The sequence below is a fragment of the Lentzea sp. JNUCC 0626 genome (genome assembly GCF_043632865.1).
Lineage (GTDB): Bacteria > Actinomycetota > Actinomycetes > Mycobacteriales > Pseudonocardiaceae > Lentzea.
The window spans coordinates 2,551,767-2,564,998 of the sequence record NZ_CP171635.1; the positions used below are offsets into that span (position 1 = coordinate 2,551,767).

At 71.3% G+C, this 13,232-nt stretch carries 10 protein-coding genes; 3 read left to right on the top strand and 7 right to left on the bottom strand.

Going from position 1 to position 13,232, the window contains the following annotated elements; genetic code table 11:
* Window positions 1-32: 32 nt before the first annotated feature.
* On the bottom strand, window positions 33-3,017 hold the full coding sequence (locus tag JNUCC0626_RS11355; protein ID WP_394619664.1) for an AfsR/SARP family transcriptional regulator: 2,985 nt from the start codon (window positions 3,015-3,017) through the stop codon (window positions 33-35).
* 65 nt (window positions 3,018-3,082) lie between these two features.
* Window positions 3,083-3,619 carry a dipeptidase gene (locus JNUCC0626_RS11360; RefSeq protein ID WP_394619665.1) on the bottom strand — a complete coding sequence of 179 codons (537 nt, stop codon included), beginning with the start codon at window positions 3,617-3,619 and terminating at the stop codon, window positions 3,083-3,085.
* 236 nt (window positions 3,620-3,855) lie between these two features.
* On the opposite strand from JNUCC0626_RS11360, the gene JNUCC0626_RS11365 reads away from it, so the two are divergent.
* The gene (locus JNUCC0626_RS11365) at window positions 3,856-5,202 is read left to right on the top strand and encodes an FG-GAP-like repeat-containing protein (RefSeq protein WP_394619666.1); all 1,347 of its coding nucleotides are present in this window, start codon (window positions 3,856-3,858) and stop codon (window positions 5,200-5,202) included.
* Window positions 5,203-5,270: 68 nt separating this feature from the next.
* On the opposite strand, the gene tatA is transcribed toward JNUCC0626_RS11365, so the two are convergent.
* Window positions 5,271-5,447, bottom strand: coding sequence for a Sec-independent protein translocase subunit TatA (gene tatA / locus JNUCC0626_RS11370; RefSeq protein WP_394619667.1), 177 nt, complete (start codon window positions 5,445-5,447; stop codon window positions 5,271-5,273).
* Between the two features lie 209 nt (window positions 5,448-5,656).
* On the opposite strand from tatA, the gene JNUCC0626_RS11375 reads away from it, so the two are divergent.
* Both JNUCC0626_RS11375 and JNUCC0626_RS11380 read left to right on the top strand, forming a co-directional pair.
* Entirely contained in the window at window positions 5,657-8,323 is a 2,667-nt protein-coding gene (locus JNUCC0626_RS11375) for an ATP-binding protein (RefSeq protein ID WP_394619668.1), read from the top strand.
* A 329-nt stretch (window positions 8,324-8,652) separates the two neighbouring features.
* On the top strand, window positions 8,653-8,994 hold the full coding sequence (locus tag JNUCC0626_RS11380; RefSeq protein WP_394619669.1) for a M23 family metallopeptidase: 342 nt from the start codon (window positions 8,653-8,655) through the stop codon (window positions 8,992-8,994).
* A 47-nt stretch (window positions 8,995-9,041) separates the two neighbouring features.
* Here the strand turns inward: JNUCC0626_RS11380 and JNUCC0626_RS11385 are convergent, their stop codons facing one another.
* The 4 genes from JNUCC0626_RS11385 to JNUCC0626_RS11400 all read right to left on the bottom strand — a co-directional run bounded on the left by JNUCC0626_RS11385 (window position 9,042) and on the right by JNUCC0626_RS11400 (window position 13,207).
* Window positions 9,042-10,205 (bottom strand): LLM class flavin-dependent oxidoreductase, encoded by a 1,164-nt coding sequence (locus JNUCC0626_RS11385; RefSeq protein WP_394619670.1) that lies wholly within the window; start codon window positions 10,203-10,205, stop codon window positions 9,042-9,044.
* 105 nt (window positions 10,206-10,310) lie between these two features.
* Window positions 10,311-11,354 carry a lysyl oxidase family protein gene (locus JNUCC0626_RS11390; protein WP_394619671.1) on the bottom strand — a complete coding sequence of 348 codons (1,044 nt, stop codon included), beginning with the start codon at window positions 11,352-11,354 and terminating at the stop codon, window positions 10,311-10,313.
* Between the two features lie 151 nt (window positions 11,355-11,505).
* The gene (locus tag JNUCC0626_RS11395) at window positions 11,506-12,636 is read right to left on the bottom strand and encodes a CU044_5270 family protein (RefSeq protein WP_394619672.1); all 1,131 of its coding nucleotides are present in this window, start codon (window positions 12,634-12,636) and stop codon (window positions 11,506-11,508) included.
* Complete coding sequence (locus JNUCC0626_RS11400; protein ID WP_394619673.1) at window positions 12,629-13,207, bottom strand: RNA polymerase sigma factor; 579 nt, start codon at window positions 13,205-13,207, stop codon at window positions 12,629-12,631. The genes JNUCC0626_RS11395 and JNUCC0626_RS11400 overlap by 8 nt, the downstream gene beginning before the upstream one ends.
* Between the last annotated feature and the right edge of the window lie 25 nt (window positions 13,208-13,232).

The window sequence follows — 13,232 nt, forward strand, 5'->3', positions numbered from 1 at the left end:
CATGCACGTAAATCGGGACGTGATCAGCGCCGTTACACGAGTTCGCGGTGCTCGCGGGCCCCTCTCGCGTGGAATACCTCCCGTGCCCGCGCAAACGCCGCGTCCGCCGCGACAACGTCGCCGCGGGCCCGATGCAGCAGGGCGAGGTCGTGTTCGGTGCGTGCCTGCCAGAGCGGGGTTTCCATGCTCTCCCACAACGACATGGCAGCGTCGAGGCAGTCCTGGGCGAGGTCCAGCCGGCCCCCGCCCAGATGCAGTTGGCCGAGGACGCGGAGGGTGGCGGCCTGGCCCCAGCGGTCCTCGTGGGCGCGGGCCGTGGCGAGGGCGGATTCGAGGCGTGGCAACGCTTCTGCGGCGAACCCTGCCCGCATCTGCGCTTTGGCGTGGGCTCGGACGGCGTAGGAGTGCATGAGGTCGTCGCCCAACTCGGCGAAGATCACGGCGGCGTCGGCGCAGGCGGCCATGGACTCGTCGTACTCGCCGCGTGCGCGGTGGTAGAGGCCCATGGTGCGCAACGAGAGTGCGACGCCTCGGCGGCTGCCGGCTCGGTGGTAGGCGGCCAGGGACTCCTCCAGGTCCGACCAGGCCGCGGGGAAGTCGCCCAACTCGAGGTGCACGGAGCCGCGGATGCGCAGTACCTGGCCGATGCGGACCTGGTCGTCGAGCGCCTGCGAGAGGGTGGCGGCCTGGCTCAGGAAGTGGACCGCCTCGGTGAGGTGGCCCGGTTCGCGGCAGGCGACGCCCATGCCGGCCAGGGCCGCTGCCTGGCCGCGCACGTCGTGCTGGTTGCGGCAGAGGCTCAGCGCCTCGCCGTAGAGGCGGCGGGAGTCGGCGAAGCGGTCCTGGGCGTAGCGCAGGGCCGCAAGCACGGCGAGAACGTCGGCTTCGAGAGCGGGGTCGCCGGTGTGCTTCGCGGACGTCATGGCGACGGCGATGATCCGGTCGCGCAACTCCTTGCGGTTCGTCACCTGCTCGATCGCGTTGTGGGCGGAGACGAAGTCGCAGACCTGGCGGTGCAGGCCGATCGCGGCGGCGCGTTCGACCGCCACGGCCAGGGACGGTTCCTCGCCCTGCAGCCACGTGTCGAGGTCTGCGGGCAGGCGGGCGGCCAACTCGGCGATGTCAGCCGGGTCTCGGTGGTCCAGAGCTGGGTGCCAGGTGGACTCCGCCGGAGGGTTGTCGCGCGTCGTGGCGCCCAGCAGGGCGATCCAGCCGCTGAGGACGCGGGCGGTGGAGCCGGTGAGCTCCAGAGGTTCATCGGCCTCGGCTCGTTCGCGGGCGTAGAGGCGGACCAGGTCGTGCAGGCGGTAGCGCAGGACGCCTGCCGCGTCGGCGCCGGACAGGGTGGCGAGTTGCGCGTCTACTAGGACTTCCAGGACCTTCTCGGCTTCTGCCTCGGAGGTCTGGAGCATCCAGCTGACGACCCAGGTGGAGAAGTCGGGCAGGCCCAGGTGGCCCATGCGGCCCAACGCTGTGCGCGCCGAGGTGTCCAGGGATCGGTAGCTCAGCGAGATGCTGCTGCGGACGGCGAGGTCGCCGGCGGCGAGTTCGTTGAGGCGGCGGCGTTCGTCGGTCAGGCGGTCGGCGAGCACCTGCAACGGCAGCCGGCGTTGGGAGGCGAGGCGGGCTCCGGCGATCCGCAACGCCAGCGGTAATCGGCCGCAGGCGTCGACGATCCGGCGCGCGGAGGATTCTTCTCCGGCCAGGCGGGCGTCACCGGCGATGCGCGCCAGCAGGTCGTGCGCCTCCTCCGGCGTCACCAGGTCCAGCTCGGTGAACAACGCGCCGGCGAGCCCGGCCAGGCGGTCGCGTGACGAGATGAGCACCGCGCAGCGGGCCGCACCTGGAAGCAGCGGGCGCACCTGTTCCTCGGACGCGGCGTCGTCCAGCACGACGAGAACCCTGCGGCCGGACAACAGGGTCCGGTAGAGCTCCTGGCGTTCCTGCGTCGACTCGGGCAGCGCCGGGGTGTCGATGCCCAGTGCGCTCAGGAACCGGCCCAGGATCTCGCCGGGGGTGGCCGGGACGTCGGAGGTGCCGCGCAGTTCGGCGTACAGCTGGCCGTCGGGATACCAGGCGGACGCCTCGTGCGCGGCGCGGACCGTCAGCACGGACTTGCCGCAGCCTCCCTGTCCGGCCACGACGTGCACGGCGGGCTGCTCGTCGGCGAGACCGGCGGCCAGGGCGGCGAGCTCGCGGACTCGGCCGGTGAAGTCGGCGGGTGAAGCGGGCAGCTGCGCGGGCACCACGGCGGTCTGGCCGATCGGCGCGACCTCGGCCGGGACCAGTTCCAGCGTGCCGCGCAGGATCGCCGAGTGGATGGCGACGATCTCGGAACCCGGCTCCACGCCCAGTTCGTCGACGAGCGCGTCCCTGCCCTCGCGGTAGCAGGCAAGGGCGTCCGCCTGCCGGCCCAGGCGGTAGAGCGTGACCATCAGCTGGCCCCGCAACCGCTCGTTGGCCGGGTGCCGGGTGACCGCGCCGGTGAGTTCGGCGAGGTGCTCGACCCGGCCGAGGCCCAGTTCGGTGGCGAAGCGTTCTTCCTGCACGGCCACGAGGAGTTCGTCGAGCCGTCTGGCCTCGCCGCGCAGCAACGTGTCCTGCAGGCCGGACAACGCGGGCCCGCGCGACAGGGCCACCGCCTCGCTCAACAGCCGCGCGGCGTGCGCCTGGCTCTCCTGCTTCGCCTGAGAGAGCAGGAGAGCGAGCGCATCGGCGTCGACCTGGGCGCCGTCGAGGCGGACCAGGTAGCCGGGCGAGCGCGACACGATCACGTCCGGGGCACCGTGGTCCGCCAACGCCTTGCGCAGCTTGGAGACGTACGTCTGGATCAACGACCGGGCGCTGGTGGGCGGGTCCTCGCCCCACACCAGTTCGACGAGCCGGCTCGTCGACACCACCTTTCCCCGTTCCAGCACCAGCGCGGCCAGCAGCACCTGCGGCTTGAGCCCGCCGAGTGGTACGGGCGTGCCAGCGACCACGGCCTCGACGGGGCCGAGCAACCGGAACTCCAGCAAAAGACGCGACCTCCCCGGTGTCACCAAGGGGAAGTAGATCAGATCGTGCGGCCGCGCGGGGACGTTCAGGGCACAGTCGGTCCGTACCAGGCTTGGGGGGACCCAGTCAGGTGAGCCCAGTACCGGTCGCCGTAGGACCAGTGCCACCACGCGTCCGGGCAGTTCACCAACCCCGCGCCGCGCAACGCCTCCGCCAGGACGTCGCGGTGGCGCAGGTCCTCCGTCGTCAGGTCGAGCTCGACCTGGTCCACGGTGCAGAGGCTCAGGTCGACGGCCGCCCCGGCGAGGTGCGGCGGCCCGAACCCGGCGGCCGGCTCAAGCGGCCTGGGCAGCGCCAGGGGCCGGTACCCCTCGACGACCAGCAGCCGCAGTCCTTGGGGCAGCAGGGTTTGCGCCGTGACGAGCCGGTCCACCACGCCGATCCGCAACCGGGCGTACCAGCCCTCGTCGTCGGCGAAGCGGCTGTCGAGCCGTAGGGCCGCGACGGTGCGCAGATCGACCAGGGGCTCGCCGCGCTCGCACACCGGGATGTCCGCGACCGCAGGATCCGACAGCGACACCTTCTCCAAAACGTGCTCCTCCAGCTTCACGCGTACCGACACGGGTCGCGCCCGAGGGTGCCGTCGGATCCTGGAATTTTTCTTTAACGCACCGCGGGCCGTCCGGACGCGGGCGGTTCACCCAAGCGGCGCACCCCTTCCGGAACCGCGCCGTCCGAAGGCGCTTTCGCCTGCGGATAAAGGATTCCTGAACCATCTTGAAACCCGGACTGACGAACTTGGGATCCAACAGCGGCCCGGCCACCACGACCGAGCCGCCCACCACAGGAGGAGATCCCGTGAAGAAGTCAGGAATCCGGATGATGGCCGCCGCGATCGCCATGGCGGCCGGTGCGCTGCTGATCGCACCGCCCGCCCAGGCCGCGCCGTCCAGAGACCGGATCGTCGACGTCGCCACCGGCCAGATCGGCGGCTCCGCCTGCAACCCGGGCTACTTCAACAGCTGCGGCATGGCGTGGTGCGCCGAGTTCGCCCGCTGGGTGTGGGACCGGGCAGGCGTCGAGGACATCAAGGGCCTCGACGGCTGGGCGCAGTCGTTCAAGACGTACGGCACGAAGCGAGGGCTCTACCACTCCCGATCGAGCGGCTACAAGCCACAACCGGGCGACGCGATCGTGTTCGACTGGGACCACAACTCCGGTGACGACCACCCGATCGACCACGTCGCGATCGTCACGAGCTCCACCAGCTCCCGCGTCTACACGATCGGCGGCAACCAGGGCGACGCGAGCAGGGTCACCCGCGCCAACTACAGCCTCTCCAACGGCGACATCGACGGCTACATCTCCCCCGCGGGCGTCGGCAGCGGCGGCGGAGGCCCCGAGGAGAAGGCCGGGCACAGCGTCACCGGTGACTCCTACCACGACCTGGTGGCCCGCAAGACCGACGGCACTTTGTGGCTGTACGCCAACAACATCATCCGCGACAACGGCGACGCCTACAGCGCCACCCGGCAGATCGGTCAGGGCTGGGGCAACCTCGACATCATCCCGGCCGACGTCACCGGCGACGGCTTCACCGACCTGGTCACCCGCCGCACCGACGGCACGCTCTGGCTCTACGCCAACAACTACGTCCGCGACAACGGCGACGCCTACAGCGCCTCCCGCCAGATCGGCCAGGGCTGGAACGTCTTCGACAAGATCATCGGCGCGGACGTGACCGGTGACGGCTTCACCGACCTCGTGGGCCGCAAGCCCGACGGCACCCTGTGGCTGTACGCGAACAACTTCGTGCGGGACAACGGCGACGCCTACAGCGCGGGCCGGCAGATCGGCCAGGGCTGGAACGGCTTCAACGAGATCCTCGGCGCCGACGTCACGGGTGACGGCTTCACCGACCTGGTGGCCCGCCGCACCGACGGCACGTTGTGGCTCTACGCCAACAACATCATCCGGGACAACGGCGACGCCTACAGCGCTTCCCGCCAGATCGGCCAGGGCTGGGGCAACCTCGACATCATCCCGGCCGACGTCACCGGCGACGGCTTCACCGACCTCGTCGCCCGCCGCACCGACGGCACGCTCTGGCTCTACGCCAACAACTACGTCCGCGACAACGGCGACGCCTACAGCGCGTCGCGGCAGATCGGCCAGGGCTGGAACGGGTTCAACAAGATCGTCTAGTCGACCGACCCGACGTGGCGCGTCCGGCCTCCTGCCGGGCGCGCCTTTCGGCGTCCACGGGTTTGCGGCTACCGGGGGTTCTCGCGCTCGTCCTGGGGCTCTTCCCGCAGCCCCGCCGACTCGGCCTTGAGGATCTTCGCCGAGCGTCCCAGCGACCGCGCCATCTCCGGCAGCTTCTTGCTGCCGAACAACAACAGCACGACCGCCGCGATGATCAGCAGTTCGGTGGCTCCGAGGTTGCCCATGTGCTCACTTCCTCCGGTTGTCCCTGAACTCGACAATAGCTTGCGCCACAAGGAGAACAGGCACCGGCAGCAACGACCCAGAACGTCCATGTCGGACGTTGCGGCACAGGCGAGGACAGTCCGGGCCCGCGAAGTCCGCTGTGCCCGAGTTGCCCGGTTGTCCGGTTGGGGTCAAACTGTCACCGGGTCGCAGCGGAGGTCTGGGCGAAATGCGTTTCGAGTTCCTTTCCACCACAGAGGAATCCGCGGTGGTCCGGGCGGCTGAGCTGACGGCGTTGGAGTCCCGTGTGGACGCCGTGCGGACCGGCGGCCGGTGCGCGGCGGTCGCCGTGGCGGGTGATCCGGGCATGGGCAAGTCGACGTTGCTGGCGCGGCTCGCGTCGGCGGCGCACCGCGACGGGTTCCTCGTGCTGGCCGGACGAGTCGGCGAACTCGAGCGGACGCTGCCCTACGGGGTGTTCGTCAGCGCGCTCGACGACCACCTGGCCGGGCGCGAGGACCTCTGGTCGCCGACGTTGGGCTCGTGCTTCCCCGCCGTTCCCGGGAACGGCGAGCCCGTCGGTCGGCACGTGCTGCACCGGGAGGTGCGGGCCCTGCTCACCCGGCTGGCCGGAACCGGGCTCCTGCTCGTGCTGGACGACCTGCACTGGGCCGACGAGGCGTCGCTGCACCTGCTCACCTCGTTGCTGCACGACAAGCCTGCGGCCCCGGTGCTGATCGCCTGCGGCTACCGGCCCCGGCAGCTCACCACCGAACTGGACGTCGAGGTCGTCGAGCTCGGGCCGGTGGCGCTCGACGACGCCGCCCGGATCGTGGGCAGGGCGCCGCGGCAGTGCGCCGAGATGTACGAGCTGAGCGGCGGGAACCCGTTGTACCTGGCGGCTCTCGCGGACGACGGCACCTCGCTGGGCGCGGTGCTGCGGGGAGAACTCTCGGGGCTGAGCGACGACGCGACCAGGGTGTTGCAGGTCGCGGCCGTGCTCTCGGACCCGTTCGAACCGGCCGTGGTCGCCGAGATCACCGGGCTCGGCGTGGACGAGGTCTACGGCTTCCTGGACGAACTGAGCGCCGCCGACCTGGTGCGGGGCGGCGAGGACCTGCGCAGCTACCGGTTCCGGCACCCGACCGTGCGGACAGTCGCCTACCGGTCGGCACCGGCGTCCGTGCGGCACCGGGCCCACCGGTGTGCGGCGACCGTGCTGGAACGGCGGGGCGCGTCGGCGGGCAGCCGGGCGATGCATGTCGAGTTCGCGGCGCAGCCCGGCGACCACCAGGCCGTCGCGGTGCTGACCGCCGCGGCCGACGACGCGCTGCACCGGGCACCGGAGACGGCGGCGCACTGGTACGGCAAGGCCCTCGAACTCGATCCCGACGCGGGGCTCGACCTGCGGTGGGGGCGGGCTCGGGCGTTGGGGCTCGCCGGGCGGCTCCGGGAGAGCCGGGACGCGCTGCACTCGTTGCTCGACCAGCAGCCCGCAGGGCACCCGGACCGGCCCGCAGTGGTGGCGTTCTGCGCCCACGTCGAACGGTCGCTCGGCCGGCACGCCGAGGTCAGGGCCCTGGCCCAGCGCGAACTCGCGGCGATGCCGGACCACGGCTCGCCGCACGCCGCCGTGCTGAAGCTCGTGGTGGCGCTGTCGTTGTCACAAGCGCTCGAATCGCCGCTGGCCGTCACCGCGCACCTGGACAGCGCGCGGACGCTCGCCCGCCGGTTGGCCGACCCGGTGCTGGAGGCCGGTGCGCACGCGGTCGAGGCGTTGGTGGCGGGCAAGGACAGCGCCGACCTGCGGGAGGCAGCGCTGGCGATCGACAACGCGACCGACGAGGCCGTCGCCGAACGCATCGAATCGGTGGTGTGGCTCGGCTGGAGCGAACTGCGCGTCGGCCGTTATCGCGACTCCCTGCGGCACTACGAACGCGCGCTCGCCGTGGCCGGGGTGACCGGGCAGCACCACATGCTGGGCAACCTGCTGCTGGGCCGGGCCAACGCGGTGCGCTGGCTCGGCGGGCTGGAGGAGGCCGAACGCGGGGCCGAGGAAGCCGTCGAGGTTGCGTATCTCAGCGGCAGTGCGGACCTGCACGCGCTGACGCTCGCTGTGCACTCGTGGGTGCTCATCCTGCGTGGCGATCACGTGCGCGGCATGGAGGTCGCGCGGCGTGCGGCGGACGTAGCGCGCACGCTCAAGGGCTGGCACCACACGCTCGCACGGTTGCGCATCGGGCACGCACGACTCGCCGCAGGGCAGCACGAGGCCGCGTTGTTCGACCTGCGAGCCGCAGGCGGTGGGCCGGAGCTGCCGGCCGTGCCGCAGGCGTACCGGCCCGAGTTCGCCGAACTGCTGGTGCAGTGCTGCCCGCAGGACGTGGCGGAGGCGGAGAGGTGGGCGACGGAGGCGAGCGCGGGCGCGGGCAGGTTGCGGTTGCCGGGCTGCGCCGCGTTCGCCCACCTCGCCTGGGCCCAGGTGCACCTGGCGCGGCGGGAGTTCGACAGCGCCGCCGAACGGGCCGGGGAGGCGATCGCGTTGTTCGGCCGCACCGAGCAACGCCTCGAAGCCGCACGCGCCCACCTCGTCCGTGCGAAGGCCCTGACGGCACTGCGGGCCGACGCCGAACCGGACCACCGGCGTGCGCGCGCTCTGTTCACGGCGTGCGGGGTGCAGTCACCCGAGCAGGTGAGCACGACGGCTGCGGACGTGCTGACCAGGCGGGAACGGGACGTCGCCGCTCTGGTGGCGGACGGCATGACGAACCGCCAGGTGGCGCGGCGTCTGGAGATGTCGGAGAAGACGGTGGAGGGACACCTCTCCAAGATCTTCGCGAAGCGAAGCGTCCAGTCCCGATCAGGCCTGGTCAAGGTGTTCACCAGGCCGACGTGACCGCGCAACGTGCCCGGTCAGGCCGTGCTCACCCGGTCGGGTGCCCGGGGTTTCCCTCGTTGAACTCCAGGGGCGGCCGCCGACAGCCTTGGTCCCAGAGCAACCCACCGTTGAAGGGACCGAGGACATGACGATCAAGCGCTCCTCTCTACTGGTCACGACCTGCGCGGCCGTGCTGGCGTCGCTGACCCTGACCTCACTGCCCGCCACCGCGGCACCGTCCGCCGAGGCCGCGCGGCCGGGCTTCGAGATGCCGTTCCCGTGCAACCAGAGCTGGCGGGCCGGGACGCGCACCAACCACAACCCGCAAGTACGCGATCGACTTCAACATGGGCGGCGGCGACGCGGACCGGTACAAAACCGTGTCGGCCAGCGCGGCCGGTACCGCGACCGTGACGCACAAGTCGGGCAAGGGGTACGGCACGTACGTCGTGATCAACCACGGCGGCGGCTGGTCGACGCTCTACGCGCACCTGGAGGACGCGGCGGTGAAGAGCGGCGCGAAGGTGACCAAGGGCCAGAAGATCGGCCGCGTCGGCAAGAGCGGCCAGCAGGACTCCGCCCACCTGCACTACGAACAGCGCCTCAACGGCAACGACGTGAAGGCCGTCCTGCACGGGGCGAACGTCTACTACTTCGGCGAGCGGACCCTGACCAGCAAGAACTGCTGAGCGCCCGCACCGGGAACCGCGACCTCGCGGTTCCCGGGCGTCGCGGGTCAGGACTGGTCGAACTCCGGGATCAGCTCCCCGATCAGCCTGATGCTCGTCATGACCTCGTCGGCTCCGATCGGCCCGATCTGCTGCAGGCACATCAGCCGGTCGATCCCGAGGTCCGCGTAGGCCCGCAGCTTCTTGCGGCACGTGTCGGGGCTGCCGACGATCAACGACTGCTGCGCCGACAGCACCTCGAACAGCTCGTCCTCCGGCACGTCCTCGCCCTGGATGATCCGGCCGATCACGAGCTGCGCGTCGGTGGGCGCGGCGTCCACCTCGGCCCGCAGGAACTCGCCGGTCAGGCCTCCGTCGCCGGCCGCGAGGATGTCCTGGTGGCGTTGCATGGTCGCGGCGAACTCGGCGGCGGCGTTGAAGAAGCGCAGCGCGGTCACCGTGTACCAGGCAGCGGCGGCGGCCGCTCCGTTGCGCATGGCCTGCTCGTCGGTCTCGGCGCAGTGCACGAAGGTGAAGTAGGCGACCTGGTTGTTGACGAACGAGCCGACCGGTGAGGTGCACTCGTTCGCGGCCGAGCGGTACAGGTCGATCATGCGGGCGACGCGGTCGATGGACTCCCAGATCGTCGTCCCCAGCACGCCCACGCCCCGGCGGCCCGCCTCCTCGAACGACGTCGGGGACGCGGCGGCCTGCCACAGCGGCGGGTGCGGGCTCTGCAACGGCTTCGGGATGATCGAGACGTCGGAGATGTCGTAGTGCTCGCCGCGGTGCGAGAACCGGTCGGTGGTCCACATCTTCGGCACCATCTCGAACGCCTCGGCGGTCTGGGCGCGGGCGTCGGCGGGCTCGATGCCGAAGAGGTTCCACTCGGGGATGGTGGAGCGGGTGAGGCCGAGTTCGACGCGGCCGCCGCTCAGGTGGTCGAGGGTGGCGGCCCGCTCGGCCACGCGGATCGGGTGGTTGAACTTCCCCGGCGCGAGCACGGCGGCGTGGCCGAGGCGCATGCGGGAGGTCTGCTGGGACAGCGCGGCGAGCATCAGTTCCGGCGCGGAGGACAGGCTGAACTCCCCCGCGCCGTGGTGCTCGACCTGCCACCAGCAGCCGTAGCCGAGTTCGTCGGCGAGTCTTGCCTGGTCGAGGGCCTGACGGAAGCGGAACTCCTCGGGCGCGGGGCCGGGGTTCTGGATCTCGTTGAACAGGTCGATCTTCATCGGCACACACCCTCAGCTCGTGCGGACACCAAGGCTGATGTCTCTGAGAGCGACCGACTCGTTACGCCGGCGATACAACTCGCCCGAGACGGAGCAACCCGGACGTCATTCGCAGGCGCAGCAACTCGCGTCGGTCCCGCACTCCGGCCGACCCGGCGTGGGCTCGTGGACCGGGCCGCTGCGCGGGGCGAGCGGCGGCAGTTGCCGCCCCTGGTCCGAGCACCGGTCGGTGCCGGGACAGCTCTTCACCAGCGTCACGGCGGGCGCCTCCGTGATCACCGGCGGGCGGCGCTTGGCCCCACCCGGCCACTGCACGGAGATCGAGATGGACGAGGAGTTGTTGTCGTAGCGCGATTCCACCAGCGTGCGGTCGGAGTTGACGGTGTTGACGAGGTCGTAGGTGCCCGAGGTGACGTTGGTGAGGTCGAGCCACTGGAAGTCGACGGCCTTGCGGTAGTCGTCGCCGCTGCCGACCGAGATGCCCTCGAACATCTCGGTGGCGTCCGGGTTGTCGCGGCCGCAGTTGCTCTTCTTCAGCCGTTCGGCGAGCTGACCTTCCGGGCTGGCGGCGTCACGGACAGCGCCGGGCAGGCGGTCGGCGTCGGCGGTGCGGTAGCGGTCGCCCAGGCAGAAGCCGTTCTTGCGGTCGGCGACGACGGTGCGCCCACCGGGTGTGCGCAGCTGCATGCGGGCGAACCCCATGAGGTGCCAGTGCTTGTGCGTCGGGGCGGGCTCGAAGTACATCGACGTGGCCGTGGCACGCCGCGCGTCGTCGAAGGTGGCGGGGATCTGGGCACCGCGCGTGGTCTGGAACGCCTGCCGCACGTCCATCGCCGACCCGCCGGAGCGGCGGCCGTGCAGCATCAACGGGCCGTCGCCGACGTTGTCCATGGCGGTGGTGAATCGGATGCGGACGGCCCTGATGTCGCCCGACGTGACGCACTCTCCGTTGGGCGCCTTGGCATCGGCGACCGGGCACACGTCCCAGTCACGACACAGCGACGGATCGCCGCCGTACCCGCCGGGGCAGCCGACCGGTGCCTGGCGGAGGTCGGGGAGCAACGGGCCGTCCGCCTGAGCCGGTTGCGCCAACGCCGCGGTGAGCGCGAGCGCCAGGCCTGCCGCGCTCCACGTCTTGCCAGAACCCATGGGGCACAAGGCTAGGGGCGCGAAGTGACATCACCCGCATCGCTGCGGAAGGTGTACCCGGCCGAGTGAACGCGCACAGCTCGGCCGGGGACCGCCGACTGCCGAATCCTTGGGCAGTCAGCGATCCCCCGACACGCGGAGGCGTTACGGATCACGGCCTGTCCCCGGCGCGGTCGACCACTCCGGTGTCGACGGCCGTGAAGGAGACGTCGGTCCCCGCCGGCACACCCGCCCACGAGTCGGTTCCCGGCTCCGTCAGCACCATGCGCATGCCGATGTAGCGCCCGGACTCCGGGTCGATGATGATGTCCTCGCGGGTTGCGCCGCCGGGCACGCCGAGCGCGGTGCCGACCCTCCCGTTGAGGTTCGCCGCCCGTTCGGTGACCTGGAGGTTCGGCAGGTGCTGCAACGCCTGGTAGAGCGCGGACCGCAGTTCCTTCGAGGCATCCGGGGAAGCCAGGACGATGCCGGCGTTGTACAGCGCGCTCGCGCCGTTCTGGTGGGACTCGTTCCACAGGCGGTCGTACAACGCCTGGGGTTCGGTCGGCAGCGCGCCCAGGAACCGGGGGTTGGGCGTGTACCAGCTGCCCACCCGTTCGAGGCAGGGCTTGCCCCAGTCGGGGTCGCCGCCGAGGGGCTCGTTCCAGCCGGGGTAGTCGCCGCACAGACCCCGCATTTCCTCCATCGCTTTGCTGCTGGCGAACAAGCCGCCGTCGCCCTCGGCCTTGGCGAGCTCCTCGCTGCCGACCACCCACCGGTGGTCGAGGACGGCACGGCGTTCGAGCCACTCGCCCGTGCGGTCCGCGGGGATCCACTTCTCCTGGAGGTTGTGGAAGAGCACGGACAGGGGCTTGCCGGTCCTGGTGTTGGCGCCGCCGAGATCCCAGGAGTGCGTGGCGATGTAGCGGTACTGGCCCGTGGACGGGCCGGGCTGCGCGGTCGTGGCGGCGGCAGCCTGACGCAGGGTCTCGGCCGCGCTCGCGGCGGGGCCGGAGTCGCTCGACCACAGGGTGGGGGCGGCGACGAGAGCGCCGGCGACGAGGGTCACGGCCGCGGCAGCCACGAGCCACCGCCGGCCGACGGCCCCCGACCCGCGCCTTCCGCCACGCTGCGGTACTTCGCCCGCGGCGACCAGCCCGCGCTCCTCGGCTCCTTCCTCCGCCACGGCGGCGAGCACGCGGGCGAGCGCTCGTTCTTTCGCCTCGGCCGAGAAGGCGGGGCCCTCCGGCTGCGCCGCGATCGCGGCGTCCAGTTCCTCTTCGGTCCAGGTGGTGTCAGTCATCGTTGCTCTCCAGGACGACGGCGGGACAGGCGGCGCGCAGCTGCTGCCGGACGCGGTGGAGCCGGGAACGCACGGTGCCGACGGGGATGTCGAGCGCCTGTGCGACCTCGGTGGTGTCCAGACCGGCCCAGCTCGTGAGCAGCAGCACGTCGCGGTCCCGTTGCTTGAGCTGTTGGACCGCCACGGCGAACTGACGTGCCTTGGTCTCGGCGTCCACGGTGTCGACCACTCGGCCCTCGTGGCTGTCGCTCTCGTGGCCGGGCGTCAGGCGCGCGTAGGCCTCCCGTTCCCGCCTGCGGCCGCGCAGGTGGGTGTGCAGGAGGTTGGTCGCGATGCCGAACAGCCAGGCCCGCGCGGTGCCGCGGGTGGCGTCGAAGCGGGTGCGGCTGTGGATCGCCGAGACGAACACGTCCGCGACGAGGTCGTCCGCCGCCATCGGCACCCATCTGGCCAGATAGCGGTGCAACTCGTCGGCGTGGCGGGTGAACAGAACTGTGAAGTCCTCCCCGGACTGGTGCTCGCCCAGGCCGGGTGGGACTTCGTCCCGCGAACTACGGTTGATCACGGTCATCACGCTGGTTCTTAGCCGCAGACCG

Excerpts from the sequence above, each read along its gene's own strand:
- tatA (WP_394619667.1), bottom strand. The coding sequence starts at position 5,447 with ATGGGCAACCTCGGAGCCACCGAACTGCTGATCATCGCGGCGGTCGTG.
- JNUCC0626_RS11375 (WP_394619668.1), top strand. The coding sequence starts at position 5,657 with ATGCGTTTCGAGTTCCTTTCCACCACAGAGGAATCCGCGGTGGTCCGG.
- JNUCC0626_RS11380 (WP_394619669.1), top strand. The coding sequence starts at position 8,653 with ATGGGCGGCGGCGACGCGGACCGGTACAAAACCGTGTCGGCCAGCGCG.
- JNUCC0626_RS11385 (WP_394619670.1), bottom strand. The coding sequence starts at position 10,205 with ATGAAGATCGACCTGTTCAACGAGATCCAGAACCCCGGCCCCGCGCCC.
- JNUCC0626_RS11390 (WP_394619671.1), bottom strand. The coding sequence starts at position 11,354 with ATGGGTTCTGGCAAGACGTGGAGCGCGGCAGGCCTGGCGCTCGCGCTC.
- JNUCC0626_RS11395 (WP_394619672.1), bottom strand. The coding sequence starts at position 12,636 with ATGACTGACACCACCTGGACCGAAGAGGAACTGGACGCCGCGATCGCG.
- JNUCC0626_RS11400 (WP_394619673.1), bottom strand. The coding sequence starts at position 13,207 with ATGACCGTGATCAACCGTAGTTCGCGGGACGAAGTCCCACCCGGCCTG.